Origin of the sequence: Pseudomonas sp. B33.4 (assembly GCF_034555375.1) — a bacterium.
Lineage (GTDB): Bacteria > Pseudomonadota > Gammaproteobacteria > Pseudomonadales > Pseudomonadaceae > Aquipseudomonas.
In genome coordinates this window covers 155,660-181,662 of record NZ_CP140706.1, presented here as the reverse complement: position 1 = coordinate 181,662, position 26,003 = coordinate 155,660, and the positions used below count along the sequence as shown (strand labels likewise).

24 protein-coding genes are annotated in these 26,003 nt (G+C 60.2%); 2 read left to right on the top strand and 22 right to left on the bottom strand.

Features of this window, described 5'->3' with window-relative positions; translation table 11 throughout:
- Positions 1-21: 21 nt before the first annotated feature.
- The 11 genes from U6037_RS00790 to U6037_RS00740 all read right to left on the bottom strand — a co-directional run bounded on the left by U6037_RS00790 (position 22) and on the right by U6037_RS00740 (position 9,172).
- Positions 22-1,527 carry a YdgA family protein gene (locus tag U6037_RS00790; RefSeq protein ID WP_322845480.1) on the bottom strand — a complete coding sequence of 502 codons (1,506 nt, stop codon included), beginning with the start codon at positions 1,525-1,527 and terminating at the stop codon, positions 22-24.
- A gap of 292 nt (positions 1,528-1,819) precedes the next feature.
- The gene (locus U6037_RS00785; RefSeq protein WP_322845479.1) at positions 1,820-2,455 is read right to left on the bottom strand and encodes an NADH:ubiquinone oxidoreductase subunit N; all 636 of its coding nucleotides are present in this window, start codon (positions 2,453-2,455) and stop codon (positions 1,820-1,822) included.
- Positions 2,456-2,548: 93 nt separating this feature from the next.
- Positions 2,549-3,991, bottom strand: a complete 1,443-nt coding sequence (locus U6037_RS00780; protein ID WP_322845478.1) for an efflux transporter outer membrane subunit — start codon at positions 3,989-3,991, stop codon at positions 2,549-2,551.
- The gene (locus U6037_RS00775) at positions 3,988-4,890 is read right to left on the bottom strand and encodes an HlyD family secretion protein (RefSeq protein ID WP_064389057.1); all 903 of its coding nucleotides are present in this window, start codon (positions 4,888-4,890) and stop codon (positions 3,988-3,990) included. The genes U6037_RS00780 and U6037_RS00775 overlap by 4 nt, the downstream gene beginning before the upstream one ends.
- Entirely contained in the window at positions 4,887-5,096 is a 210-nt protein-coding gene (locus U6037_RS00770; RefSeq protein ID WP_007917703.1) for a DUF1656 domain-containing protein, read from the bottom strand. Before U6037_RS00770 ends, U6037_RS00775 begins: the two co-directional genes overlap by 4 nt.
- Positions 5,093-7,156 (bottom strand): FUSC family protein, encoded by a 2,064-nt coding sequence (locus U6037_RS00765; protein ID WP_322845477.1) that lies wholly within the window; start codon positions 7,154-7,156, stop codon positions 5,093-5,095. Before U6037_RS00765 ends, U6037_RS00770 begins: the two co-directional genes overlap by 4 nt.
- A complete protein-coding gene (locus tag U6037_RS00760; protein WP_103306495.1) occupies positions 7,153-7,581 on the bottom strand; it encodes a MarR family winged helix-turn-helix transcriptional regulator in 429 nt (142 codons plus the stop codon). Before U6037_RS00760 ends, U6037_RS00765 begins: the two co-directional genes overlap by 4 nt.
- Before the next feature lie 143 nt (positions 7,582-7,724).
- Positions 7,725-8,006 (bottom strand): type II toxin-antitoxin system RelE/ParE family toxin, encoded by a 282-nt coding sequence (locus U6037_RS00755; RefSeq protein ID WP_322845476.1) that lies wholly within the window; start codon positions 8,004-8,006, stop codon positions 7,725-7,727.
- Positions 7,996-8,241, bottom strand: coding sequence for a type II toxin-antitoxin system Phd/YefM family antitoxin (locus U6037_RS00750; RefSeq protein WP_095122322.1), 246 nt, complete (start codon positions 8,239-8,241; stop codon positions 7,996-7,998). The genes U6037_RS00755 and U6037_RS00750 overlap by 11 nt, the downstream gene beginning before the upstream one ends.
- Before the next feature lie 94 nt (positions 8,242-8,335).
- On the bottom strand, positions 8,336-8,581 hold the full coding sequence (locus U6037_RS00745) for a DUF2789 domain-containing protein (protein ID WP_322845475.1): 246 nt from the start codon (positions 8,579-8,581) through the stop codon (positions 8,336-8,338).
- 129 nt (positions 8,582-8,710) lie between these two features.
- The gene (locus U6037_RS00740) at positions 8,711-9,172 is read right to left on the bottom strand and encodes a YbaK/EbsC family protein (protein ID WP_322845474.1); all 462 of its coding nucleotides are present in this window, start codon (positions 9,170-9,172) and stop codon (positions 8,711-8,713) included.
- A 174-nt stretch (positions 9,173-9,346) separates the two neighbouring features.
- On the opposite strand from U6037_RS00740, the gene U6037_RS00735 reads away from it, so the two are divergent.
- Together U6037_RS00735 and U6037_RS00730 are read left to right on the top strand one after the other, a co-directional pair.
- Positions 9,347-9,877, top strand: coding sequence for an NfeD family protein (locus tag U6037_RS00735; protein ID WP_322845473.1), 531 nt, complete (start codon positions 9,347-9,349; stop codon positions 9,875-9,877).
- A gap of 2 nt (positions 9,878-9,879) precedes the next feature.
- Complete coding sequence (locus U6037_RS00730) at positions 9,880-10,638, top strand: slipin family protein (RefSeq protein WP_007917711.1); 759 nt, start codon at positions 9,880-9,882, stop codon at positions 10,636-10,638.
- Positions 10,639-10,643: 5 nt separating this feature from the next.
- Here U6037_RS00730 and U6037_RS00725 read toward each other — a convergent pair whose 3' ends face one another.
- The 11 genes from U6037_RS00725 to U6037_RS00675 all read right to left on the bottom strand — a co-directional run bounded on the left by U6037_RS00725 (position 10,644) and on the right by U6037_RS00675 (position 25,818).
- Positions 10,644-12,224 carry a glycosyltransferase family 39 protein gene (locus tag U6037_RS00725; RefSeq protein ID WP_322845472.1) on the bottom strand — a complete coding sequence of 527 codons (1,581 nt, stop codon included), beginning with the start codon at positions 12,222-12,224 and terminating at the stop codon, positions 10,644-10,646.
- A 55-nt stretch (positions 12,225-12,279) separates the two neighbouring features.
- The gene (locus tag U6037_RS00720) at positions 12,280-13,914 is read right to left on the bottom strand and encodes an efflux transporter outer membrane subunit (protein WP_322845471.1); all 1,635 of its coding nucleotides are present in this window, start codon (positions 13,912-13,914) and stop codon (positions 12,280-12,282) included.
- The gene (locus U6037_RS00715) at positions 13,911-14,981 is read right to left on the bottom strand and encodes an HlyD family secretion protein (RefSeq protein WP_322845470.1); all 1,071 of its coding nucleotides are present in this window, start codon (positions 14,979-14,981) and stop codon (positions 13,911-13,913) included. Before U6037_RS00715 ends, U6037_RS00720 begins: the two co-directional genes overlap by 4 nt.
- 27 nt (positions 14,982-15,008) lie before the next feature.
- Positions 15,009-16,547 carry an MFS transporter gene (locus U6037_RS00710; RefSeq protein ID WP_322845469.1) on the bottom strand — a complete coding sequence of 513 codons (1,539 nt, stop codon included), beginning with the start codon at positions 16,545-16,547 and terminating at the stop codon, positions 15,009-15,011.
- A gap of 222 nt (positions 16,548-16,769) precedes the next feature.
- On the bottom strand, positions 16,770-17,687 hold the full coding sequence (locus U6037_RS00705) for a LysR family transcriptional regulator (RefSeq protein WP_322845468.1): 918 nt from the start codon (positions 17,685-17,687) through the stop codon (positions 16,770-16,772).
- 202 nt (positions 17,688-17,889) lie between these two features.
- On the bottom strand, positions 17,890-18,756 hold the full coding sequence (locus tag U6037_RS00700; protein ID WP_322845467.1) for an ABC transporter permease: 867 nt from the start codon (positions 18,754-18,756) through the stop codon (positions 17,890-17,892).
- 20 nt (positions 18,757-18,776) lie between these two features.
- Positions 18,777-19,637, bottom strand: a complete 861-nt coding sequence (locus U6037_RS00695) for an ABC transporter ATP-binding protein (protein WP_158834421.1) — start codon at positions 19,635-19,637, stop codon at positions 18,777-18,779.
- Positions 19,638-19,659: 22 nt separating this feature from the next.
- The gene (locus U6037_RS00690; RefSeq protein ID WP_322845466.1) at positions 19,660-20,556 is read right to left on the bottom strand and encodes a TauD/TfdA family dioxygenase; all 897 of its coding nucleotides are present in this window, start codon (positions 20,554-20,556) and stop codon (positions 19,660-19,662) included.
- A 361-nt stretch (positions 20,557-20,917) separates the two neighbouring features.
- Entirely contained in the window at positions 20,918-22,285 is a 1,368-nt protein-coding gene (locus U6037_RS00685; RefSeq protein ID WP_007918311.1) for an HlyD family type I secretion periplasmic adaptor subunit, read from the bottom strand.
- Positions 22,275-24,431 (bottom strand): type I secretion system permease/ATPase, encoded by a 2,157-nt coding sequence (locus tag U6037_RS00680; RefSeq protein ID WP_127925365.1) that lies wholly within the window; start codon positions 24,429-24,431, stop codon positions 22,275-22,277. The genes U6037_RS00685 and U6037_RS00680 overlap by 11 nt, the downstream gene beginning before the upstream one ends.
- Before the next feature lie 34 nt (positions 24,432-24,465).
- Complete coding sequence (locus U6037_RS00675) at positions 24,466-25,818, bottom strand: TolC family outer membrane protein (protein ID WP_194935313.1); 1,353 nt, start codon at positions 25,816-25,818, stop codon at positions 24,466-24,468.
- Between the last annotated feature and the right edge of the window lie 185 nt (positions 25,819-26,003).

Sequence of the window (26,003 nt, the reverse complement as noted above, 5' to 3'; positions counted from 1 at the left end):
GTTGCTATTAAGAGCGCAGGATTACTGCACTTGCGTGACGCCTGCGAACTTGCTCATCAGGAAGCCGACGAACTGCTCGACGGTCATCTTCTGGCCGTTGAATTCGACCTGATTGGCGGCGTAATGCAGCTTGGTCACGACGTTGGTGCCGTCGACGACCGCAAGCTGCGAACCGACCGCCATGCCGGCGAACATGTCAGCCGCTTCCTTGGACTGATCGACGATGGCTTTGGCATCGGTCTGACCGTCGAGTTGCGCCTGCACGCTGAGCAGATCGACCAGCATCGGCTTGGACACCTGGATATTCAGATCCAGCAATGCGACCAGTTGTTTGCCCAGTTGATCCGGCGGCAAGTCCATCGATTGCGGCTTGGTCAGGTCGATCACCAGATTGGCCTTGCTCTCGCCGTTGGCAGTGTTGAACGACAGGTTTTCCAGGGCAATCTGCGGGCCGGCGGCCAGCAGTTTCTGCAGGTCGGCTTTGACCTGGACGTTTTCAGCTTCGGTGAGGTTCAGCTCCGGCGCTGGCAAGCCCTGGGCTGCGGCTTCGGCGGCGGCTTTTTCATACGGCTGCAATTTGGTCTGGTAGATCTGCATCAGCGACATGGTCGACGGGATGTCGAGGTTTTTCAGGCTCATGGCCATATTGGCCGAGCCGATTTTCTTGTCGTTGAGGCTGACTTCGCCAATCTTGTAATCAGCACGACCCGAAGCATTGCTGCCGGTTTCCTCGGTGAGGTTCTTCATTTCGAAGTTCTTCACGCCGAGCACCGATTGCTTGGGGCCGAAGGTGGTTTTGCTGTTGGTCAGCACCAGGGTGTTTTCCCCGGTGTAGTAGCCGTAGCTGCTCTTGGCGAGGTTGCTGGCCAGGGTCAGACCGTTGAGTTCGACCTGCACGGGCGCTTGGTCTTCAGCCACGGTGACCAGTTTCAGGTTGTCCATGTAGCCGTCTGCCTTGACCTTCTGCGCTTTGGCATTAGCGGAGATGTTCATGGTCAGACCGGAGAACTTCAGGCTCGACTGCTCATCCAGCACGGTTTCGAACGGCAGCAGATCGAGGGTGCTGGTGGTGGATTCGTCATAGCCGATGCTGGTCACGCCTTTGAGCGGCGCGGCGCCCTTGGTGGCGGCGAACCACTTCTCGGTGGCCGGGTTCTTTTCCAGCTCATAGTTGCTGGTGGCCATGACCGGCAGCCATTTCAGCGAAACCAGACGCGAGAACGGCAGCGGGCCATGCTCGATGTGGTCGACGAACAGCAATTCGACTGGTTTGTCGCCAAACATCTCGCCTTCACCCTTGAGGCGGTAGTGCGCGGTGCTGGTGAAGGTGTGGCGGTCGAGCGACACCAGTTCCAGCGACGCGGTGCCGTTGGAGCCGGCCATCGCGGTTTGCAGCTCTTTGTTGGCATTGCTGACGGCGTTGTTCAACACGCCTTCGATCTTGGTCCCGGTGTACCAGGCCCCGCCTGCGCTGATCGCGCCGATGGCAACAACAATTCCGAGGAGCACGCCTGCTGATTTATTCATGAATGACCTGATCGATTTCCGTGGCTGTGAGTGTGGTCGTCTTCCCTGAACCCGTGACCGGGTCGCGGCTCGACTGCGCTGAATTCAGCGGTGGAGATTAGCACCGGGCGCGCAAGGTGGCCCAATGTTTAAAGGTTAAAGAGTGTCTATGGGGAGAATGGACAGTCGCTAGGCTGGAAGAGTTTCGCTGTTTTTTAGGGCGCTATCGCGAGCAGGCTCACTCCTACAGGGAAACGCATTCCAAATGTAGGAGTGAGCCTGCTCGCGATGAGGCCGGTCGATTCAGCGAGAATCAGGAATACTGAACCTCGATCTCATCCAGTTGATGATCAAAGCTTTTAAGCCGCGCGGTCCACGTGTAGACCAGCACTTCAAAGTCCCGATCGATCACCGCCCCGCCCGGCCCATCGGCGCGCGGATCGCAGAAATCCAGTTGATAACGCTCGCGGGCCATGGCTGTAGCGACATCGGACAATTCCCGGGCATTGTTGAGCCAATGCCAGCCTTCGCCATCAATCTGCTTGTCGAGTTCCAGGCACTGTTTTTTCAGCGCTTCGAGGCTTTTTTCCAGCGGCGTGCCGGTGAGTTCGCCCATGACTTCGGCGAAGGTTCGCCCCGGTTGCCAGTAACTGCCCCAGAAATACCGGTCGAACACGGTTTCGACTCGGCGCAGGGCGACTTTGGTATCCCAGATCAGCACCAGGGTCTTGCCCTGTTCAAGCTGGCGTTTCTTGACCCGCTGCACCTGAATCGACGCCCACGCCACGACGACGATTGCCATGACCGCAATCAGCGCGACGGCGCTGTCGAGGAAAACCATGGCCTTGTCGATCTGGTGAGCGAGCATGATGCCGTAGAAATAGGTGGCCGACAGCAGCACCAGCGCTGCGAGGGCGCACCAGAAGCCGAGAGCGTAAGGGTTTTTCATTATTGGTTTCCCCTAGACCAGCGCTAGCAATGTGCGCTGAAGGGGCGCTTTGCACGGGGCGCCCCTTCAACACTTCAAAGCATAGCAACGGCCTCAGGGTTTGCTGGGGCTTGGAGCGTGCGTTCGTCCGCTTTCCCAGCCGCCGCCCAAGGCGAGGAACAAATCGATCTGGCTCATGGCGACCTGGGTGTTGGCGGCGGCCAGTTGCGCGGTGACATCGGTGTAGGTGCGGGTCGCTTGCAGATCCGCCAGGAACGACTCACGGCCGGCCTGGAAGAAGCGGTGCGTCTGGTCCGCGGCCAATTTCGCCGACTGCTCGGCATCGGCCAGCGCATCGCGGCGTTGCAGCAAGGCACTGTACTGGGCCAGACCGGTCTGGGTTTCGCGAATGGCGTTGAGTACCACGCCATCAAAATGCGCCAGCGCGCCTTGGGTGGTCGCTTCGGCTTCACGGATGCGCGCACGGGCGCCGTTGGTCGGCACTTTCCAGCTCAGCGACGGGCCGAAACCCCAACGGTTGGTCGACGGATCACCGAGGTCGTCGATGATGCCGACGGTGCCGATGGTCGCGCCGATGCTGATGTCCGGGTACAACTCGCCGGTGGCGACGCCGATCCCGGCGGTGGCGGCGGCCAGACGCCGCTCAGCCTGACGAATGTCCGGGCGCCGCTTGAGCAACGCCGCGCCGTCACCGACCGGCACCAGTTGAGCGATCTTCGGCAATTCGGCGCAAGTCGCGGTGCCAGCCGGCAACTGATCGACCGGTTTTGCCAGCAGCATCGACAGACGGAACAACCCGGCCTGACGCGCCGCTTCATAACGCGGCATGTCGGCGCGCAGGGATTTGAATTGGGTTTGCGAGCGGGTGACCTGGGTTTCATCGCCACGACCGGCATCGCGCAGGCGCTGGATCAGCGTGGTGCCTTGCGATTGCAAGTCGAGGGAATGCTGGGCGATTTCGCGTTCTTCGTTGGCTGCGCAGACTTGCGTATAAGCACGCACCACGTCTGCCACCAAAGTAATGCGCGCGGTATCCGCTGCGGCTTGGGTTGCATCGGCGTTGGCCTTGGCGCCTTCGATACCGCGTTGCAACGTGCCCCACAGGTCGAACTGATACGAGGCGCTGATGCCGATATCGCCAACGTTGGCCACTGGGACTTTCTCCGGCAACAGGAATGCCTGACCGGATTCCTGCAAACGCTGGGCACCCATTTTCACGCCGCCGCTCCAACCGCCGGCAGCCTCCGCCTCATCGACCTGAGCGCGGGCGCGCTGCAAATTGGCGGCGGCGACGCGCAGGTCGGTGTTGGAGGCCATGGCCTGCTGCACCAGTTGATCAAGGCGTGGGTCTTTATACAGCCGCCACCAATCCGCCGGCACCGGCGCCGAGACCACAGGCTTACCGTCGACGGCCAGTTCGCCCTGAAAATCCTTGCGCTGAACTGCCGAATTCTCAGGCACGTGATAGTCCGGCCCGACCATCTGACACGCCGACAACATCATGCCCAACCCGGCGATCATCAGGGCCCTACTCATTGCGCGGGCTCCTGCTTCTTATCGTCGACCTTTGAGTCTTCGATGATCGACACCGTGGCAGTGCGCCCGGCGATCATGCGGAAATCTTCCGGCACATCATCAAAGGCAATCCGCACCGGAATCCGCTGTGCCAGCCGCACCCAGCTGAACGCCGGGTTAACGTTCGGCAGCAAGTTGCTGCCACTGGTACGGTCGCGGTCTTCGATGCCGGCGACGATGCTTTCGACATGCCCGCGCAGCTTGGCACGGTCGCCGATCACGCGGATATCCACCGACTGGCCGACATGAATGCCGTCAAGTTTGGTCTCTTCGAAATAGCCGTCGATGTGGAACGAATTGCTGTCGACCACCGACAACACCGGACGCCCGGCGGTGACGAATTCCTGCGGACGCGGCGCGCGGTCGTTGACGTAACCGTCCACCGGGCTACGGATTACCGAGCGATCGAGGTTGAGCTGCGCGCTGTCCACGGTGACCATGGCTTCGGCCAGTGCCGATTGCGCGCGAGCGACCTTCGACTGGCTTTCTTCCAGTTGCTCAGCCGGCACCAGATTACCGAGGCCACGGTTACGCTTGGCTTCACGCTGGGCCTGAGCGAGGGTTTCTTCGCGGTCCGCGACAGCCGCTTTGGCCTGACGCAGGGCCAGTTTGAAGCGATCCTGGTCGATGCTGAACAGCACCTGGCCACGCTTGATCAACTGGTTGTCTTTCACTTCAACCTGTTGGATCAACCCGGACACGTCCGGGGCGATCTGGATGATGTCGGCGCGAATGTGGCCGTCACGGGTCCACGGCGCGAACATGTAATACATCACCATGCGCCAGACGAGGACAACGGCAAAAGTCACGATCAGCAGGGTCAGTACCACGCGACCGATGGTCAAAAACGGTTTTTTCATGTCATCAGGTATCGACTGAGTGAGTCCACGCCGTACAGCAGTACCGCGTAGAGCGCCACGTTGAACAATGCCCGGTGCCAGACCAGACGGTAAAAGTGCACGCGCGTAAGCACGGCATGCACCAACAAAAACAGCACATAAGTGATGCCCATCAACACCAGCAAGGTCGGCAGGAAAATGCCGCTGATGTCCAGATCACCAATCATAGGGGCGCTCCATCGGGCAGCGGTTCTTCGGGCTCGGCGCTGGAGACGAATTCGACGCCGGGCAGCAACGCCAGACGCAAACCGCTCAAGGCGTGCAACAGGTTTAGCCGGGTTTCATCGTCGCCGTGGCCATTGAGCGCGCGGCGGGTGCGATCCAGGGTCATCAGCAACGGGGCCGGGGCCGGCAAGCGTTCACCGGCCTTGAGGCAGGCACGGAAATACTCGCCGACTTCACTGACCACTTGCTGCAACAACAGGTTCGGCGCGCCCGTCACCCGTGGGGTGTAGGCGAGCAAATCGAGCAGGTTCAGGCCGACGCGCACTTCGCGCATGGCGATGCCGGTGTCCTGCCCGGTGAGGGCCAGACGCGGCAGGTGCTGCATCAGCCGATCGAGCAACTGCACGCCCAATTTGCGGTGCTCGGCGAGGTTGGCCGGCTCGGTCATGTGGACGATGTCTTTCCAGCTGAAACGCGTCAGGCGTTTCGCTGCCAATTCGGCACCAAACGGGCGCGCCACCAGCGTCCAGATAAACGCGAACAGCAGACCGATCGGCCCCGCGAGGTTGGAGTTCACGAAAGCGAAAAAGTCCGCATCGTAAGCGCCCTGAATACTGATGAACGACGAGGTGTTGACCAGCGTCAGCAGCATGCCGAGGTAGAAGCGCGGTTGCACCGTCAACGTGCCGACGCAGATAAATGGGATGGAAAACGCCAGCACCAGCATCGGGAAGTCGTGCAGGTTGGGCAGAATCAAAAACAGATAAAGGCTGGCGAACAGCACCGACATGCCGGTCCAGAAAAAGAACCGGTAGATCTGCGGTGCTGGGTCGTCCATCGAGGCGAAGAAGCTACAAGCCACCGCGGCGAGAATCACCGCACTGCCGCCGTCCGGCCAGCCGAGCAGAATCCACAGCACCGAGGCGGTGATGATCGCCAGAACGGTCGAGGCCGCCGAGTAGAGCATCAGCCCACGATCAATGAACGGCGTCAGACGACCGAGGCGCCAGTGACGGTAGACCGCGCGCCAGCTGTCCTGGCGCTCGCAGAGAATCGCGTCCTGCAGACTGCGGCAGTCCTGCCATAAATCGATGAATTCACCGAGGCGATAAATCGAATTGGAGAACAGCAGTTGCCTGCGATCCTCAAGCGCCTCGACGCTCGGCTGCAGGGCTTCGAGCTGATCTTTCAGCACTTGCCAGCGGTCGAGATCGGCGTCTTGGTGGCCCAGCCATTCGCGGGTCGCGACGAGCAGTGGTTCGAATTTATCCACCAGCTCTGGCGTACGCCGTTCGAGGGCGTAGAGCGAATCTTCCAGCGCATCGATCACTGGTAATAAATGAATCATGCGCCCGCGTAACTCTTTGGTGTTGCGCACGGTTTGCGGTCGCGCGCCTTCGTGGGGCAACTGGCCGATCATCAATTCGAGGCTGTTGAAGTTGGCGACCATGGCCATGCGCAGCGCGGTGACCTCTTCGGGCTGCACGTCGCGGCTGAGGAATTTCAGGCTGTAGGTGGTTGCGTCGGCGAACCACTTGCTCACGGCGTCGTTGAACACCGGCGCCAAGCGTCGCGGCCAGAACATCGCACCGACCACGGCGGCAACAGCAATGCCGAGGAAAATTTCCTCAGTACGCGCCTCGGCCACGTCCCACACCGCCAGCGGGTTATCCACCACCGGCAAGGCAATCAGCGGCAGGGTGTAACCGGCGAGCATCAATGCGTAGCTGTTGGCCGTGCGCAAATGCAGGGACATGAACAACAGAATCCCCGTCCACAACGCAATGACCACCACCAACACATAAGGGCTCTGGACGAACATCGGCACGAAAAACACCGCCGCCGCCGCACCGAGAAAAGTACCGATGGCACGGTACAGCGCCTTGGAACTGGTCGGCCCGAGAAACGGGCTGGAAACGATGTACACCGTGGCCATCGCCCAATACGGACGCGGCATCTGCATGAGCAAGGCGATGTACAGCGCGATCATCGACGCTGCAAAAGTCCGGATCCCGTAGAACCAGTCGCGGGCCGGCGGAATGCCGGAGAAAAAACCGTTCAAGAATTAACCACCACAGGCGGACTGGCCGCCTCAAAAGCTCTGAGTACCCGAAGCGTAGCTTCCAGATCGCTCTGGTCGATGCCCTCAAGCACTTCATGACGCAGACGCACCAGTTCGATCTCCACCGCCTGCACCAGTTCACGACCGGTGTCGGTCAGGCTCAGGCACTTGGCGCGGCGATCCTGGGCATCTTCGGTACGGCAGACGTAGCCGGAATGGCACAACTGATCGAGCAGACGCACCAGCGACGGACTCTCCATCCCCGCGGCCTGCGCCACTTGCACCTGCCGCACACCCTCGCCCAAACGGCCGATCATCAACAGCGGCACGGCGCAGGCTTCGGAGATTCCATAGTTGACCAGCGTGGTCTGGCAGATCTTCCGCCAATGCCTGGCGGCTACCACCATGGCACTGCTGATGTTCATCTGGAGAGCGTCGAGTTCGTTCGGCACGGGGAAATGCACACTGTTAGTTTGCTAACTATCAATATCGCATTGGAGGGGAATTTCAGTCAAGTTTTGAAACAAATTGCCTGCTGGGGCGAAGAGAGCCGCCGCTGAGAGATAAATCAGCGCTTTTTTGCATTCTCATAAACGCTACTGCGCTCACGTTTACCGACCGCTACGACTGAAACAACGACCCTCTCGTCAATGACCTGATAAACCAGACGATAGCCTGAAGCCTTCAATTTGATCTTGTAGCAATCAGGCATTCCATGAAGTGCGTCAGCGGAGACTCTGGGCAGCTTCAATCTCTCACCCAGCTTCTTTTTGAATTGTTCTCGTAGTGTATGACCCAACTTGTTCCACTCTTTGTGAGCGGATGGCAAAAATTCGAGCTTATAGATCATCCAGGCTTACCGAAATTGGCGTCTCATGGCTACGGGCGCGAACGATTTCAGCAAGCTCCAAATCATCAAGTCGCTCCATCATTGCTTCGTACACATCCGCTGGCACCATATAGCCCATAACGCGATTGTGGTTAAGAACAGCCACGGCACCGCCATGAGCGCCGCTCAGCACAGCGGAAGGGTTTTTCTTTAATTCTGAGACACTGACAGCCATATCGGCCAGAACGCTTTGCATAATAAAAGACCTCAATTGAGGTCGTTATTTTGGTCTATTTTTTGATCCTCAACAACCGTTCCACTCAATTGAATGACAAGAGAGTGGCTTTCAGTCAGCCCTCACGCCCCTTGCGCAACAACACATCCAACTGATCCACCACCTCTGCCCAGTCAGCGTCATCCAGAATCTCGTCGCGTAAAAATTGCGACTGGCTCCTCGTCCAGAAAAATGCATCGGCCAAATGCAGTTCGGGTTTGAGCGGGGAATGGCTAGCAATGAATTGATCGATGCTGGTCGGGTCGTTTTCCAGGCCGAGTTGTTTGAACAGGGATGGGAGGCTGTGGGTTGGTTGTTCCATTGCTGAGCTCCTTCAAAAGTGGGGTGTTTGGAAAATTATTTGCGAGCAGGCTCACTCCTACAGGTGGAACGCAATCCCATTGTAGGAGTGAGCCTGCTCGCGATGAGGCCAGCGAGCCCACTACAAAACTTAATCACTCAACTCCCGCACCTCGGCATGCGGCACCATTTTCAGAAACTCCGGCATGCTCATGTGCAGCAGGTAATTGTGGTTGCCCGCCTCCAGATAAATATCCTTTTGCCGCGTCAGCAACGGGTCGATGACCATGTCCAGGCCATAAGAGCCACCCAGCGGCGGTACCGCACCGCGTTCGCAGTCATCGAAGATGTGCGCCAGATTGCTTTCGCGGGTCAGTTGCCATTCGCCGCTGGTGCGTACCTTGCTCAGATCAAGGTGACGGCTGGCCGGCAGCACGGCCATCAGGTAATGGCCGTGGTGGTCGTCGAGGATGATCGATTTGGCCACGCGCTCGGCGGGCACGCCGGCGACTCGCGCGGTTTCCAGGCTGCTGGACGAGTGTCGGTGGGCGACGATGTCGTATTCGCAGTGCGCGCGGTTCAGGCTGCTCTGGACTTTTTTTGCCATACGCATGATGCACCTCGGTGTTGCGCTGAACGGTGGTTGCCGTGTCTTTGAGTCTAGTTCGACGGCGTGCTGATGCCGGTAAATCCGCCCACTGGACACATCCGCACATTGATCAAAATTCAGCCAGCGCAACCCTCAACTAGACTGTAAGAACCAGACATGACGCTCGCGGAGGGTCACGTGAACAGTCGATGTTGTGCGTTTGCCTTGCTCCTGCTGATCAGCGGATCAGCCCTGGCTGCCGACACCCCGTTGCCGGCAATGAGTCCAGTGGGTTTGTGGTTGATTACGCTGGGTATCGTCTTTTTGATCGCTGAAGCCGCGCTGCCCAATTACGGCGTTATCGGGTTGGGCGGGATCATCATGTTCGTCATCGGCGCGCTGATCCTCAGCAACGCCGAACTGCCGGTGCCGCTGATGATCGGCCTCGGTCTGATCAGCGCCCTGCTGTTGATCGGACTACTGATCCGCGCCCTGAAAACCCGTCCGCGCCACGCCGTCAGTGGCGACGCCGGCCTGCTCGGCAGTGTGACCGCGATCACCACGGTGCAACCGGGCGATGCGAGTAACGGCTGGGTGCAACTGCAAGGTGAGCGCTGGCAAGTGCTCAGCGCGACACCGCTGCACACCGGGCAATCAGTGCGCGTGGTGGGGCGCAAGGGATTGTTGCTGCAAGTGGCCGCGACTGACGCGGCGCCGCTCGGAGAGTGATCATGGGTCTGCAAATCGGTTTTGTTGCGCTGCTGCTGTTGGTGATTGCCCTGGCCGGCTCAACGTTTCGCATCCTGCGCGAATACGAACGCGGTGTGGTGTTCCAGCTCGGACGCTTTTGGCAGGTCAAAGGCCCCGGTCTGATCCTGCTGATCCCGGTGGTCCAGCAAATGGTCCGGGTCGACCTGCGCACGGTGGTGCTCGACGTGCCGCCGCAGGACGTGATCACCCGCGACAACGTCTCGGTGAAGGTCAACGCTGTGCTGTATTTCCGCGTGCTGGATCCGCAGAAGGCGATTATTCAGGTCGAGGATTATCTTTCTGCCACCAGCCAACTGGCGCAAACCACCCTGCGGGCGGTGCTCGGCAAGCACGAACTGGATGAACTGTTGGCCGAACGCGAACAGTTGAATATCGACATCCAGCAGGTACTCGACGCACAGACCGACGCATGGGGCATCAAGGTCGCCAACGTCGAGATCAAGCATGTCGATCTCAACGAGTCGATGGTCCGCGCCATCGCCAAACAGGCAGAAGCCGAGCGCGAGCGGCGGGCCAAAGTGATTCACGCCGAAGGCGAACTGCAAGCCTCGGAAAAACTCATGCAGGCGGCAGAAATGCTCGGCCGCCAGCCCGGGGCGATGCAGTTGCGTTATATGCAGACCTTGAGTTCGATTGCCGGCGACAAGAGTTCAACGATTGTCTTTCCGTTGCCGATTGAGCTGCTCAAGGGCATGGCGGATTTGTCGGGGAAATCCTGACCCGCCTATTCACCCGCAGGTTTGGGCACGAACAAGCGTGCTTGCATCCCGCCCGCGTGGACTTCAGCGCTGGTCTGCCAGGTCGCAGGTAGCGGTGAGAACTCTTGTGGCTCATCGACGGTTCCGACCAGCCAGACCCGGCCTCCGGCTGGCAGCTCGGTCAGGCTGTTCAGATAGACATCACTCGTTACCAGCGTGCCGAACCCGTACTCATTTGGCCGCGTCGATTGGCCATCGGCGTTCGGTGGAGTGAAGAGGCGCACCTGCGCCCCGGTGCGATCGTAGTAGACGTAGCTCAGATACCAGAGCATGTCGCTGGTGACGATGCGGTCACCGGGAAGGAAATGCTGGTTGACGTACTTCACGACCGTGTCGAGTTGATCATGAGTATCGACCGTGGCGTTGTTGTTTACGCCGACCAGTTCCACCGCGATCAGCGACACCAGCACTGCCAATGCCAACATTCGCACGCGGCTGTACAAACGGTCGATGGCCAACGCCGTCAGCATCGGCAAGCCAAGGGCATACGCCGTCAGATAACGCTCAATGAATACCGGCGTAATGAACGACACCAGATACACCAGCAATAGCGGCAGCCCGGTGTACAGCGCCAGCAGAACACTGCCGCGCGACACACTGCGATCGCGCATCACCGCGATGACTGCCAGCCCCAACATCGCCAGCGGCAACGCCGCGAAAATCAGCCACGGCAAACTTTCACCATCATCCTGAATCAACCATGACCAGATCATCGACGGCAGCGAACTCAACGTAACGGCAGGCTCCCAACCGACATCGCCACCGGCCTCGAGCTGCTGCATGTGCTGCATCAAATCAAGCAGGTTGGGCAGCCAAGGCAGATACAAAGCAACGATGGCCAGGTTCGCCAGCCACCAGTTCCAGCGCTGGATATGCCGGAACCGGTAACCGCGCTGTACGCGGATCGCGATCAGATAAAGCCAGTGACACAGCGCCGCGAGCACGGCGAAATAGTGGGTGTAGAGCGCGGCGCTCATCAGCAGCAGGTAATACACCAGATAGCGCTGGCGTTGCGGGCGTCGGATCCAGTAGACCAGCGCCAGGCTCGCGGCGAGCAGCAGCGCCGCGAGCAGCGCGTACATGCGCACTTCCTGGCTGTAGCGCACCGCGGTCGGCAACAGCGCCAGCAACACACCGGCGATGAACGCTGCGCGACGGGTGGCCAGGCGATCCACCAGCCACACGCCCAGCCCCACCGCCGTAATGCCGGCCAGCGCACTGAGAGAGCGGACCGCCAGAATGCCATCCCCGAAAAATTCGACCCAGCCATGCAGCAGCATGAAGTACAGCGGCGGATGCACATCGAATGCCGCGTGCTGCCAGATTTCACTCAGCGAATAGCGCGCCAGCAGCAGACTGGAACCTTCATCGCCCCAGATCGCTGCCGCGGTCAGATCGTAAAAACGCACGAATGCGGCCAGCGCCAGGATCGGCCATAGCCAGTGATTTTTTATCCAGCGCACCCAGCGCAAGCTGCCGAACCAGGAGCCGGGCGCGGCAAACGGATCTTGCGTGTCGCCCATTGGCGTGACTCTGTTCGCCGCCATTGCTGCCTCTTGCCGCGCCGCAGCGCCACGAGAGTATGACGCGCCAACCTGCCCATCACTTTAGGTCAGCCACGGCAGAACCGTCGATGTCGGTTGGCGCTTTCACGACACCCGGCAACCCGGCGGCGACTTTTGTCGCTGGATACACCGACTCCCATCCCCCACCCAACGCCTTGTACAACCCGACCATCGCCAGCGAAACGCCGGTGGAACTCTCCACCCACTGCTCCTGCGTCGCCAGCAGCGCGCCTTGCACGGTGAGCACGTTGACGAAATCCACGACACCTTCGACGTATTGCTGTTGCGCGGTGCGCAGGGCGATCTGGTTCTGGCGGACGGCTTCGGCGAGGCTGTCGCGGCGGCGCTGGCTGGCGTTGTAAGCGGTCAGTTGATCGTCGATTTCATGCCAGGCACGCAGCACGGTTTGCTGGTAGGCGACCGCCGCTTCCTGCTGCTGGGCTTCACGCAATTGCAGCACGCCGCGCAGGCGCCCGCCGTCGAACAACGGCAAACTGAATTGCGGGCCGATGCCGAAGGCCCGCGAACCCCACGAGCCGAAATCGCTGAGTTGCATGGCTTGCGAGCCGAGGTTGCCCGACAGGGTAATACGCGGATAGAAATCGCCCTTGGCCACACCGATATTGGCAGTCGCGGCGTGCAAGCGCGCTTCGGCCTGACGGATGTCCGGGCGGCGTTCGGCCAGTTGCGACGGCAGGCCGATAGCGACTTGCAGCGGCGACTGCGGCACGGCGGCGTCTGTGGATAACTCTTTGGCCAATGCCTGTGGCGGTTCGCCCATCAGCAGGCTTATCGCGTTGATCAACTGCGATTGACGTTGTTCCAGCGCAGGCAGGCGCGATTCGATGGCCGCGACTTGCGCGGCGGCTTCGGCGACGTCGAGATCAGTTGCCACGCCGTCGGCCAGACGCAGTTGCGAGAGTTTCAGGCTGTGCCGCGCGACATCGAGGTTTTGCTCGGTAACGGCGCGGGTGTTCTGCACGCCGCGCAGTTGAATGTAGTTTTGTGCGGTGTCGGCGAGCACCGCGAGCAGCACGCCGCGACGGTCGTTTTCAGCGACTTCGAGGTTGGCATCGGCAGCTTCGGTTTCGCGGCGCACACGGCCCCAGAAATCCAGTTCCCATGAGGCGGAGAAACCGGCGTCCCACAGGTTGAACGCGGAATCGCCGTTGTGTCCGGACGGGTCGCTCAGACCTTTGCTGCTGTTGCGTTCGCGCGCGTAGCTGCCTGTGGCCGTAGTGTTTGGATAGCGGTCAGCGGTGATGACCTGGCGGGCGGCGCGGCTTTGTTGCAGGCGGCTGCTGGCCAGTTGCAGGTCGAGGTTACTGCGCACGGCGCGCTGGGTCAGCGCTGACAGTTGCGGGTCGTGGAAGACTTCCCACCAGCGTTCGTTGAGGGGTTCGCTGACAGCTTGGCTGGGGGCTGACTTGGCCGGCTTAGTCCAGTCGGCGATTTGTGTGGCTTCGGGTTTATGGAAGTCTGGGCCGACGGCGCAGGCGGTGAGGCTTGCTGTCACCAAGGCGCTGAAAATGAGTGGCTGCCACTGACCCCATCGCTGGCAAGCCAGCTCCCACAGGGATTGTGCAGATTGACCGAATTGTTTTGTTCCAAAGGTGGACCCTGTGGGAGCTGGCTTGCCAGCGATGAGGCCAGTCGAATTACCACCCATCATCGCTGGGTCACCTCACGCACGGATTTCTCTGAACTGCGCGTATCAATACTCGCCTCCACCGACATACCCACGCGCAACCGTTCGGCCAACGGCTGACCCGGTTCCAGCATGATCTTCACCGGAATCCGCTGCACCACCTTGGTGAAATTGCCCGTGGCGTTGTCCGGTTTGACTGCTGCGAAGGTCACGCCAGTCGCCGGGGCGATACTCTCGACACGACCGGTCAGCGCTTCACCACCCAGGCTGTCGACACGCACTTGCACTTCCTGCCCAGGCTGCACGTCCGTCAGTTGCGTCTCCTGAAAATTCGCCACTACATACGCCTGCTGCAACGGCACCACCGCCAGCAGCTTGCTGCCCGGCGTCACATAGGCGCCGACGCGCACGGCCCGTTCGCCGATCATGCCGTCCTGCGGCGCCGTGATACGCGTGTAGGAGAGTTCGAAACTGGCGATTTCCAGTGCCGCTTGTGCGTGTTTCAAACTGCCCTCGGCCGCGTCACGCTGAGCGGTAAGAATGTCGACCTGCTTGCGCTCTGCTGCCAGTTTTGCCGTGGCGGTATCGAGATGCGCAGTGGCCTGATCGATGCGAGTGCGCGCCTGTTGCGCGTTCTGCACCGTGCCGGCGCCAACGCCCGCCAAATGGTTGTAGCGATTCAACTCCTGCTGGGCGAAAGCCATTTCCGCCTTGGCGGACACAACCGAGGCCTGCGCCTGGGCGATCACCGAACTCTGCCGTTCCAGTGTCGCCTTGGCGTTTTGCAACTGCGCCCGCGCCACCAGAGTTTGCGCATCCGCCGCTTCGGCAGAAGCACGCAAATCGCGATCATCAATCAGCGCCAGCAACTGCCCGGCTTTTACTTGCTGGTTGTCCTCTACCAATACCTCCTTGATGAAACCGGCCACGCGCGGCACCACCAGGGTGTAGTCGGCGGAGACGAATGCATCGTTGGTATTTTGCTGGGTCCGCTTGCCAAACAAGCCGGGCAGCGCCAGATACACCAGCACGCCAACGGCCAGCGCAGCCGCCACGGCCACCGCGAGTTTTTGCTTTGCTTGAGTCGTCATAAAAACCTTCATTGTTCAGTGCAGCAATCAGGTCGGCGCGCGCGGCGGATAGATCCGCGTCGGCAGCCAGAAAATCAGCAGGATCAGCGCCACCGCGACGCCGGCCATGCACACATAAAGATCGGATGCGGTCAGCACCACTGCCTGTTCATGCAGACGATGGGCGAGGCCGGGATCACTGCGATCGGCCAGCGGCGAGTTGCCGAGGCTGTCGACCAACATGGTCGAGTGGAAATGCAGCCGCGCGGTGGTCAGCGTCTCGATCACTCCGGTGGCGACCACGGCCGCCAAGCCTTTCACCGTGTTGAACCATGCGGAGGCGAACGGCCCGTCCTGCGGCTGGATGCTGCCGGTGGACAACATCAACAGCGGCAACACCGACATCGGTTGACCGAAAATCTGCAGCCATTGCAGGACGTAGAAATTGTCGCGAATCCATTCCGAAGTCAGCAGCGATCCGCCCAGGCAGGACAACGTCAACATGCTCAAACCGATGCCAAGCACCCAGCGACAATCGACCCAGCGCAGGTTGCACAACGCTGCGACCAATGGCAGCGCAATCAGTTGCGGCAATGCGGCGATCAGCATGATCGGTGCGGTCTGCGCCGGCCGATAACCCTGCACCTGCGCCAGATAACTCGATGGAATCAACACCACCGCCTGCAGAACGACCAGCACACCGGCCAACGTCATCAAGGCGAACGACAGGTTGCGGATACCGAGCATCTGCAATTTGAAAAACGGAATCGGCTGCGACCACTCGTTGATCAGAAACGCCACCAGCAACAACGAGCCGGCGCCGAGCAATCCACAGATCAGGTTCGACTCGAACCAGTCCAGCCGATTGCCCTGCAACAGGCCGATCACCAGCATGCAGATCGCCGGAAAACCCAGCAGCAGGCCTTTCCAGTTGAACGACTTGAGGCGTTCCAGGCGCAGCGGATCCTGTGGAAGACCGAAAGCCACCATTGCCATCGCGATCAGGCATGGCACGATGATTTGCCAGAACGTCCATTGCCAGCCGACGTATTCAGTCCACATCCCGGCCAGCGGTGTACCCAGGCCGGGGCCGAAAGTAGCGGTCAGCGCATAACCGGCCAGGCCATAGAGTTTGATGTTCGCCGGCAAGAAGCGCAGGGCGACGGTCATCAGCATTGGCGGTAACGCGCCACCGGCCAGACCTTGCAGGATGCGCATCAGCAGCAGACTTTCGTAATTCGGCGCGAACGGGCACAGCACACCGAGCAGGGTGAACAGGCCAATGGCGCAGAGAGTGAAGCGGCGCAGCGAGAAGGTCACCGAGCACCACGGTGCGAAGGCCATGGCCGCGACCGAGGTGGCGGTGTAGCTGGCAACCAGCCAGGTGCCTTCGTCGTAGCCGATGTGCAACCCGCCACGAATGTCGGCCAGGGCCACCTTGGTGACCATCTCGTTGAGGCCCGACACCAGCACCGCCAGCAGCACGCCGACCAGACCGATGATGATCCGCGCCCCGAACACCGGTGGCGTGGCCGTCGTCGCCGGGCTGGCCGCAGCGATAGGCGCCGCCGCCGTCAGGGATGTCATGAATACTCACTCCGGAGGGAAAAATACCGGAGCATCTTAGTCGGGCTTGGCAATGACGAAAATTGACTAATTGGCAGTTTATAAGTGCGTCAGACGCAATGATCAACCCTGTAGGAGTGAGCCTGCTCGCGATGGTGGTGGATCAGTCGATGCATGTATTGAATGACACACCGCCATCGCGAGCAGGCTCACTCCTACAAGGGGTTTGTGTGGATTCGGAAGTTAAGGCTGTGCAGCCAGCCACGTTTCATCGCAACAGGCCTTGAGGGTTTCGCGTAGCCAGCGGTGCGCCGGGTCCTTATCGAAACGCGGGTGCCAGGCCTGGGTCAGCATCAGCGTCGGCAACGGGATCGGCAGGTCGAATGAGCGCAGTTTCAAACCCAGGCGACGCACGCTGAGCAACGCCTCTTTGGGCACCGGCAGAATCAGATCGGAATCCGGCAGCGCAAACATCGCAGCATGGAAACTCGGCGCAATCACCGCCACCCGCCGCTCCAGACCCAAGGCATTCAGTGCCGTATCGATGGGGCCGCGAGCGATGCCACGGCGCGACATGCTGATATGGGAGAACCCGGCGTAGCGCTCGGCGGTGATTTCGCCATTGAGCAGTGGATGGTCTTCACGCACCAACCCCACAAAATGCGTAGAGAAAAGATTTTGCACTTTGACTTCAGGAGTGACCGGCCGAGTGTTGCTGACGCTCAGATCGATGCGTCCCTCGCGCAGCGCTTCATCATCGCCATCGCCTTCCGGAACGAAGCGCAACTCGCAGTGCGGCGCGAGTTGATCGAGGGTATCGAACAGCTTGCCGCCATACACACCAATGAAAAAATCATTGGCGCGGATGCTGAAGCGGCGGCGCAGTGTGCCCAGTTCCACCGAGTCGGCCGAGCGGAACAGCAGCGCGGCTTGCTCGACCACGTCGCGCACCTGTTCGCGCAGTTCCAGCGCCTTGGGCGTTGGCACCAGGCCTCGGCCGGCGCGCACCAGAATCGGATCGCCAATGGCTTCGCGGATCCGCGTCAGGGTGCGGCTCATGGCGGCTGGACTGAGGTTCATCCGCCGCGCGGCGCCGACCACACTGCCCTCGTCGAGCAAGGCGTCGAGGGCGACCAGAAGGTTCATGTCCGGGAGTTGCATGCTGAGCACTCTTGGCTGATCAGGATTGATCTGGGCGCAATGCTAGCAAACATCCTTCAAGTATTGCGGTGGCATGACTGACGCTATCGCGAGCAGGCTCACTCCTACATTAGATCTTCAGTGCCTACAGATTTTGTGTCCTACGCAGATCCCCTGTAGGAGTGAGCCTGCTCGCGATGAGGCCAGCCGCAACGCCACAGAATTACCGCTGCATCCCCCAACGCTTGACGGTCACCCGCTCCAGCGTATCGAACACCAGATTCTCCACCAGCAAGCCAATCAAGATCACCACCGCCAACCCGGCAAACACCTTGTCGGTGTACAGCTCATTACGGTTCTGGAAGATGTACCAACCCAGCCCACCCTTGCCACTGGTCGCGCCAAACACCAGCTCAGCGGCGATTAACGTGCGCCAGGCAAACGCCCAGCCGATCTTCAACCCGGCGAGAATCGACGGCAGCGCCGCCGGAATAAGGATGAACAGCACCAGTCGCAAACCCTTCAGACCATAATTGCGCCCAGCCATGCGCAGGGTGTCCGAAACCCCGAGAAACCCGGCATAGGTGTTCAGCGCCAAGGCCCACAACACCGAATGCACCAGCACAAAAATCAGGCTGTTCTGCCCCAGGCCAAACCACAGCAGCGCCAGCGGCAACAGGGCAATCGCCGGCAACGGGTTGAACATCGAGGTCATCGTGCTCAGCAGATCGCGACCCAACTGCGTCGAAACGGCCAACGTGGTCAGGGCAAACGCCAAAACGATGCCAATCAGGTAACCCTTGATCAACACCACCAACGATATCCACACCTTGGCCAACAACTCACCACTGAGCAGACCCTCGAACAGCGCGTGACTGGTCTGCAAGAAACTCGGCAGCATCAGGTCATTGTTCTGAATCCGCGCGACCACTTCCCACAGCACCGCCAGCAGAATCAGGATCAGGCCTTTACGCAACCAGCCCTGTTGCCACAGCCGCGTGCCGAGCGACAGCTCGCGCTCGACCGGCACTTCGGTCAGCGGCTCCAGCACAATTTCGAATTCTTCACGCACAGATGATGAATGGCTCATCGGGTAGTCCTCCTGGCCGCTCAATAGGCGATGCGAATATCGTTGAAGTCATGGTCACGCTCGGTTTCCGGCGACTGGCCTTCGTCGAAAAGCAGACGATGAATGCGTCGCGCCGACTCCTGAAACGCCACGCCACCCAAGCTGTGCAAGTCGTATTGATGGCTGTGCACTTCGGCGCGCACCCGACCCGGATGCGGCGACAGCAAAAGGATGCGATTGCCGACCACCAACGCCTCTTCAATCGAGTGGGTGACGAACAACAGGGTGAAACGCACTTCTTCCCAGAGCAGCAGCAATTCTTCCTGCATCTTGCGTCGGGTCAAGGCATCGAGCGCGGCGAACGGTTCGTCCATCAAGAGGATTTTCGGCTGCATCGCCAACGCCCGGGCAATCGCCACACGCGCCTTCATGCCGCCCGACAAAGTGTGCGGATAGGCATCGGCAAACGCCGCCAGGCCTACTTTTTCCAGATAGTGCAACGCACGCTCTTCAGCTTCTTTTTTCTTCAGCGTGCGCGAAGCTAGCAGCGGAAACATCACGTTCTGTTTGACCGTTTTCCACGGCGGCAGCTGATCGAACTCCTGAAACACCACGATCCGGTCCGGCCCCGGCGCATCAACGCGCTGGCCTTGCAGGCGGATCTCGCCTTCGCACGGCTGAATGAACCCGGCGACCGCTTTCAGCAAGGTGGATTTGCCGCAACCGGACGGGCCGAGCAGCACATAGCGATCGGCCGGGTCGATTTCAAAACTGACTTGGTGGGTGGCGCGCACCACACGTTGCGGCGTGCGGTATTCGAGGCTGACGTGATCGACGGCCAGCAGCGCTTCGCTGCGGGCGACCGGGTTGCTGGCCGCGTGGCCTGGCAAGGGAGCGTTCATTTTTTGATCAATCTCCGGCGAATCAGAAAGGCGCGTCGCCCTGAATGGTCGTGCGATACAGCTTGCGGCGCAGGTGCGCCGGGCAGCCGGCGGCGAGATGGATCAGCGAACGGTTATCCCAAAACACCAGGTCGTGGGGCTGCCACTGATGGCGGTAGATGTTTTGCGGCAGCACGCTGTGGGCGTAGAGCTCGGTCAGTAGCTGCTGGCTCTCGTCTTCCGGCAAACCGACGATGCGTGTGGTGAAACCTTCGCTGACGAACAACGCCTTGCGGCCGTTTTCCGGGTGCGTACGCACCACCGGATGCACCACTTCCGCAACCTGAGCCAGTTGCTCCGGGGTCAGGGTCGGGCGCCAGTTACCTTCGAATTTGGTTTCGCTATAGCGGGCGGTGTAGGAATGCGCAGCGCTGCGGCCTTCGACTGCTTTGCGCAACGCTTCGGGCAAGCTGTCCCAGGCTTTGTGCATATCGGCGAACAACGTGTCACCGCCCTCGGACGGCAACTCCTGCGCGTGGAGCATCGAACCGAGGCTCGGCAGCTCTTTATAAGAGAGGTCGGAGTGCCAGAACTTGCCGGCATCGCCGAGGCCGATGTTCTGGCCGTTTTCGATGATGTTGGAAACGATGAGGATTTCCGGGTGATCGGCCAGCAAGAACTGCTTGAGCACGTGGATCTGCAACACGCCGAAGCGTCGGCTGAAGTCGATTTGCTGTTGCGGGGTGATTTGCTGGTCGCGGAACACCACGACGTGGTGATCCAGGTGCGCGCGATGGATGCGCGCAAAGTCCTGATCATTGATCGGCCGGGTGAGGTCGAGGCCGATGATTTCGGCGCCGACGGCACCGCTGAACGGGCGGACTTCAAAAGATTGCGGCGCGGCGGTCGCGGCGCTTGAGGAAGCAGTAGCTGCGGACATCTTTCCATCTCCCACGCACGGCACGCTCACGGGCGCGCTCGTCGATCAGACACTCACGCTGGATTGCGTGTTGGTTCAGGTCGTGCGGCGCGCCGATTGGTCGGCAGGTACGCAGGGGGATGACTTTATAGCTATAAGAACTGAAGATTAAATACCGTTATTGAATAACGATATGGCGATTGGTGAGGAATGGACTGAGTGGTGAGTGACGGTTTTTGTCACTTATTGACAGAGATGTGGTGTTTGGGCTGCCGCCATCGCGAGCAGGCTCACTCCTACAGGGATCGCATTCCATCTGGAGAAATGCGGTTACTGTAGGAGTGAGCCTGCTCGCGATGAGGCCAGTGAGGTCACTAAAAAATCAACGCTCGTGCAACGCCTCGGCCCGCGCGCGGATGATCGGTTTGAGCAGGTAGCTCAACACCGACTTCTTGCCGGTGATGATGTCCACCGACGCGACCATCCCCGGGATGATCAGCAATGGCTTCTCGTCCGTGCCGAGGTGACTGCGCTCAGTGCGCACCTTGATGATGTAGTACGTGGTTTTCTTGTCTTCGTCGGTGATGGTGTCGGCACCGATCTGCTCAAGCTTGGCCTTCAGCCCGCCGTAAATGGTGTAGTCATACGCGGTGAATTTGACGATCGCTTCCTGCCCCGGATGCAGGAAGGCAATGTCTTGCGGACGGATTTTCGCTTCGACCAGCAAGGTGTCGTCCAGCGGTACGATTTCGACCATGTCGCTGCCCGGCTGAATAACGCCGCCGATGGTGTTGACCAGCAACTTGTTGACGATACCGCGCACCGGCGATGTCACCAGCGTACGGCTGACGCGGTCTTCCAGCGCCTTGCCGGTCGCGCTGGCCTTGTTCAGGTCGGTGCGGGCTTCGTTGAGTTGGGTCAGCGCTTCGCTGCGGAATTTGCCGCGCGTTTCGTCGATCTTGCGCTGCACTTCCTTGATCGCCGATTCGGCGCGCGGGATGGCCAGCGTCGTTGCATCCAGCTGGCCGCGGGTTTCCACCTCGGCCCGTTTCAGACGCAAGACTTCCACAGGGGACACCGCGCCCTGCGCGACCAGCGGCTCGGACATGTTGATTTCCTGACGCTGCAAGCCGAGTTGCTGACGGTATTGCGCTTGCTTGGAGGCGAACTCGCGCAGCTCTTGCTGACGCTGGATCAACTGCTCCTGCAAACCACCGATCTCGTCGTGCAGTTGCTGACGACGGCTGATGTACAGCGACTCTTCGCTTTTCGCCTGACCCGGCACGGCTTTGAGCACGTCCTCGGGGAAATTCAGCGGGCGATCATCCACTTCAGCACTCAATCGCTCGACGCGCAGCAGCATCGACAGGCGATCAGCCTCGGTTTCACCGACGTTGGAGGCAAATCGCGTGTCGTCGAGGCGAATCAACGGCGCGCCGGCTTCAACAATCTGGCCTTCCTTGACGAACAGTTCAGAGATGATCCCGCCCTCAAGGTTCTGGATTTTCTGGATCTTCGACGACGGAATCGCCTTGCCGTCGCCCTTGGTCACTTCGTCGATCACGGCGAAGTTGGCCCACAGCAGCAGGAAGATAAAGAAGCCGATGATCGCCCAGATGGTCAGGCGCACGACGCGCGGGGCGTCTTCGATCAGCGCTTTGTTGACCTCCGGCAGCGGCTGGCCCTGCAACGATGCCGAGCCTTTGAAGTAGCGACGGATCGAATCCTTGAAACCCGACTTAAGCAACACTGATCTGCCCCTTCTTCAACGCTTCCATCACGGCGGCTTTCGGGCCATCGGCGAGAATTTGTCCACGATCGATCACCAGCAGACGATCGACCAGCGACAACAGTGAAGCCCGGTGCGTGACCAGCACCACGGTCTTGTTTTCAATCACGGCGGCGAGGCGTTGCTTGAGACGTTCTTCACCGGTGTTGTCCATCGCACTGGTCGGCTCGTCCATCAGCAGGATCGGTGGATTGAGCAACAGCGCCCGGGCCAGCGCGACGTTCTGCCGTTGGCCACCGGAGAGGTTCTGCCCGCGTTCGCCGACTTGCAGCTCGTAGCCTTGCGGGTGCAGACGGGCGAATTCGTGGACGCCGGCCAGTTCGGCCGCCTGCAGGACAAGCTCGTCTTCTACATAGCGTGCGCCAGAGACGAGATTGTCACGCAGGGTGCCGGCCAGCAGCTGAATGTCCTGTGGCACGTAGCCGATGTTGTAGCGCAGCTCACTGACGTCGATCTGACGGATATCCACACCGTCGACCAGCAACGCACCGTCGTCCGGCTGATACAGGCCAACCAGGAGTTTCGCCAGCGAACTCTTGCCCGAGCCGCTGCGGCCGATGATGCCGATTTTCTCGCCGGGTCGGATCACCAGATTGATGTTCTTCAGCGCCGGGTTCTGTTGTTCCGGGTAAGTGAAGTTGAGCTGGCGGCATTCGATCGCACCCTGCAAAACCTTGCGGCTCAGCGGGCGCTCTTCGAAGTTGCGCTCTTGCGGCAGCTCCATCATCTGGTCGACCGAAGTCATGGTCACGCGGGCTTGCTGATAACGGGTCAACAGGCCCGACAGCGACGCCAGTGGGCTCAGTGCGCGGCCGCTGAGCATGTAGCAGGCAATCAGACCGCCCATGCTCAGGTTTCCGGCGATGATCTGGTACACGCCGAAGACAATCATGATCACCCCGGCCAGTTGCTGGATCAGCAGGGTGATGTTCATCGCCAGACCGGAGAGCATTTTCACCCGCAGTTCGAGGCGACTGAGGGTGCCGATGGTCTGCTCCCACTGGTACTGACGTTCGCTTTCGGCGTTGTTGACCTTGACCGCGTCGAGGCCGGCGAGGGTTTCGATCAGGCTCGACTGGCGCTCGGCACCGAGGGCCATGGTGCGTTCCATGGTGGCCACCAGCGGCTTCTGCAAGGCGTAGCCGATCAGCAACGCAATCGGGAACGCCAGCACCGGAATCCACACCAGATGCCCGCCGAGAATGGCGATGACGATGAAGATGAGGATGGTGAACGGCAGGTCGATCAGGCTGGTCAGGGTCAGCGAGGCAAGGAAGTCGCGCAGGCTCTGAAACTCGTGGATGTTCTGCGCAAAGCTGCCGACCCGCGCCGGGCGGTATTTCATCGACATGCCGACGATGCGTTCGAACAGCGTCGCCGAGATGATCAGGTCGGTTTTCTTCCCGGCCAGATCCAGGCACAGACTGCGCAGGCTCTTGAGGATCAGGTCAAAGAGGTAGGCGCCGGTGATGCCCAGCGCCAACACCCACAGGGTCGCTTCGGCCTGGTTCGGCACCACGCGGTCGTAGACGTTCATCACGAACAGCGGCGCGGCCATGGCGATGATGTTGATCAGGAAACTCGCGGCGATCGCATCGGCATACAGCCAGCGCGAACGCTTGAGGGTGTCGCGGAACCACGAGCGCGCACGCGGAATCAGCGTGCCGTGATTGACGTCGAATTTGTGTTGCGGCTGAGCGAAGAAGACTTTGCCGGTGTAATCGTCGGCGAGCAGTTCGCGACTGACGATGGACTCGCCGCCGTCGGTTTCGCTGAGCAGCACCCGTGCTTCGTTGTCGCCCTGCCAGCCGAGCAGGACGGCGCTGCGGCCATCCTTGAGCAGCAGCAACGCCGGCATGGCGATCGCCGGAATTTCTTCCAGTTTGCGTTGCAGCACCCGACCTTGCAGGCCGGCGCGAGCCGCGGCGCGGGGCAGCAACTCGACACTGAGGCGTTGTTTGGGCAGCGGCAGGCCGGTGGTCAGCATCGCCGCGCTGGCGGGTTTCTGATGGAGCATGCAAAGGGCGAGCAGGCCGTCCAGTAACGGATCGTCGTGCAACGCGCGTGGATCATGACTGAGTTGAACTCGACTGACTTCTGATTCCACGCTCGACACTCTTTGACAGTTGAAAAGGGATAACTCAATTCATCCCAGGCAGCTGGACCTTGGGCTTGACGTCGTTTTGCACAACGGATGCCAACGGTGCGACCACTCCCTGGCTTCTGAGCAACTCGCCCATGGTCGCCTTGATTCGGTACTGAGTAAATAACTGAATGTTTTTGATTTCAGCCAGACGCCGCGAAGCGGTGAACAACTCGTTTTCGCTGTCGAGCAAATCCAGCAAGGTACGTTCGCCAAGGCTGAACTGACGCTGGTAGGCGGTGCGCACCGAGGTGCTGTGATCGACGTATTGCTGCGCGATCGGCACCTGCGCGTTGGCGTTGTTCAAGGCGTTCCAGGCCAGACCGAGTTCTTCGTTCAACTGACGCAAAGCGTTGTTGCGGATGTCCAGCGCCTGGTTCGACAGGTACGACTTGGATTCCAGATCGGCCTTGTTGCTGCCACCGGAATAGAGGTTGAAGCGCATGCGCAGCATCGCCTGCCATTCGTTGTTGTGGCCGTTCTGGCCGTCGAGGTCGTTGTCGGCGGTGCGACCCAACTCAGCGTCGAAACGTGGGTAGAAGGTCGACTTGGCGGTTTCGTACTGCTTCTCGGCGGCGGCGATATCGGATTCGGCCGAGCGCAGGATCGGGCTGTTTTCCAGCATCTGCTGGCGCGCTTCATTGAGATTGGCCGGCATCATCGCCATGAACGGCGCCGGACGCTCCAGTTGATCAGGCATCTGGCCAACGGCGCTGAGGAAGTTGGTTTCCGAGTCGGCCAGATTGGTCTGCTCGGTGATCAGGTTGTTGCGGGCCTGGGCCATCCGCGCTTCGGCCTGATCGAGGTCGGCACCGCTGCCGACGCCGCGCTGGGTGCGCAACTGAATCTGATCGTAGATGCGCTGGTGGCTCTTGAGATTGTCTTCGGCCAGACGCACGAACTCACGACGGGTCAGCACATCCAGGTAAACCTGGGCGACGGTCAGCGCGGTGCGCTCGGAAGTGCCGAGCAACGAGTAGGCGCGGGAGTTGACGGTGGCTTGTTGACGCCCGACTTCGCTGGACGTCGCAAAACCGTCAAAGACCATTTGCGAGAGACGTAAACTTGACTCGCTACGGTTCAGGGTTTCGTAGTGGTTACCGCCGGAGTTGGCGCGAGTGGTCACGCTGTCGGTGCCTTCACGGCCATAACCGCCGAGCAGATCGACCTTCGGCAGGTATCCCCCTTTCGCCGCTCTTAATTGATAATCCGCGGCCAAACGACTGTTGACCCCTGCCTGGATTTCCGGATGGACATCCAATGCCTGCTGCATGGCTTCTGGTAAGGATTGTGCTTGTACAAAAGAGGCGGCGAGAGCGAAGGGTACGGCGAAAAGCAGGGGCGAACGCATGGTAGGAATTTCCCAGAACTTCTTGTCTTGAATCACAGCAAAACGTGGCGCTGCGTCGGATGATGGCAACCAGATTGACCGTATGTCGGAAAGTTCAAAACAGGAACTGGATCACACGCTGAAGGACAGGTCGCCGCGGAAATATCAATGTGACATTAGTGGGGCGATTGTTTAGGATGGCACCC

Bases quoted from the DNA above. Each gene is read 5' to 3' on its own strand.
- U6037_RS00790 (WP_322845480.1), bottom strand. From the start codon at position 1,527: ATGAATAAATCAGCAGGCGTGCTCCTCGGAATTGTTGTTGCCATCGGC.
- U6037_RS00785 (WP_322845479.1), bottom strand. From the start codon at position 2,455: ATGAAAAACCCTTACGCTCTCGGCTTCTGGTGCGCCCTCGCAGCGCTG.
- U6037_RS00780 (WP_322845478.1), bottom strand. From the start codon at position 3,991: ATGAGTAGGGCCCTGATGATCGCCGGGTTGGGCATGATGTTGTCGGCG.
- U6037_RS00775 (WP_064389057.1), bottom strand. From the start codon at position 4,890: ATGAAAAAACCGTTTTTGACCATCGGTCGCGTGGTACTGACCCTGCTG.
- U6037_RS00770 (WP_007917703.1), bottom strand. From the start codon at position 5,096: ATGATTGGTGATCTGGACATCAGCGGCATTTTCCTGCCGACCTTGCTG.
- U6037_RS00760 (WP_103306495.1), bottom strand. From the start codon at position 7,581: ATGAACATCAGCAGTGCCATGGTGGTAGCCGCCAGGCATTGGCGGAAG.
- U6037_RS00755 (WP_322845476.1), bottom strand. From the start codon at position 8,006: ATGATCTATAAGCTCGAATTTTTGCCATCCGCTCACAAAGAGTGGAAC.
- U6037_RS00750 (WP_095122322.1), bottom strand. From the start codon at position 8,241: ATGCAAAGCGTTCTGGCCGATATGGCTGTCAGTGTCTCAGAATTAAAG.
- U6037_RS00745 (WP_322845475.1), bottom strand. From the start codon at position 8,581: ATGGAACAACCAACCCACAGCCTCCCATCCCTGTTCAAACAACTCGGC.
- U6037_RS00740 (WP_322845474.1), bottom strand. From the start codon at position 9,172: ATGCGTATGGCAAAAAAAGTCCAGAGCAGCCTGAACCGCGCGCACTGC.
- U6037_RS00730 (WP_007917711.1), top strand. From the start codon at position 9,880: ATGGGTCTGCAAATCGGTTTTGTTGCGCTGCTGCTGTTGGTGATTGCC.
- U6037_RS00725 (WP_322845472.1), bottom strand. From the start codon at position 12,224: ATGGCGGCGAACAGAGTCACGCCAATGGGCGACACGCAAGATCCGTTT.
- U6037_RS00720 (WP_322845471.1), bottom strand. From the start codon at position 13,914: ATGATGGGTGGTAATTCGACTGGCCTCATCGCTGGCAAGCCAGCTCCC.
- U6037_RS00715 (WP_322845470.1), bottom strand. From the start codon at position 14,981: ATGACGACTCAAGCAAAGCAAAAACTCGCGGTGGCCGTGGCGGCTGCG.
- U6037_RS00710 (WP_322845469.1), bottom strand. From the start codon at position 16,547: ATGACATCCCTGACGGCGGCGGCGCCTATCGCTGCGGCCAGCCCGGCG.
- U6037_RS00705 (WP_322845468.1), bottom strand. From the start codon at position 17,687: ATGCAACTCCCGGACATGAACCTTCTGGTCGCCCTCGACGCCTTGCTC.
- U6037_RS00700 (WP_322845467.1), bottom strand. From the start codon at position 18,756: ATGAGCCATTCATCATCTGTGCGTGAAGAATTCGAAATTGTGCTGGAG.
- U6037_RS00695 (WP_158834421.1), bottom strand. From the start codon at position 19,637: ATGAACGCTCCCTTGCCAGGCCACGCGGCCAGCAACCCGGTCGCCCGC.
- U6037_RS00690 (WP_322845466.1), bottom strand. From the start codon at position 20,556: ATGTCCGCAGCTACTGCTTCCTCAAGCGCCGCGACCGCCGCGCCGCAA.
- U6037_RS00675 (WP_194935313.1), bottom strand. From the start codon at position 25,818: ATGCGTTCGCCCCTGCTTTTCGCCGTACCCTTCGCTCTCGCCGCCTCT.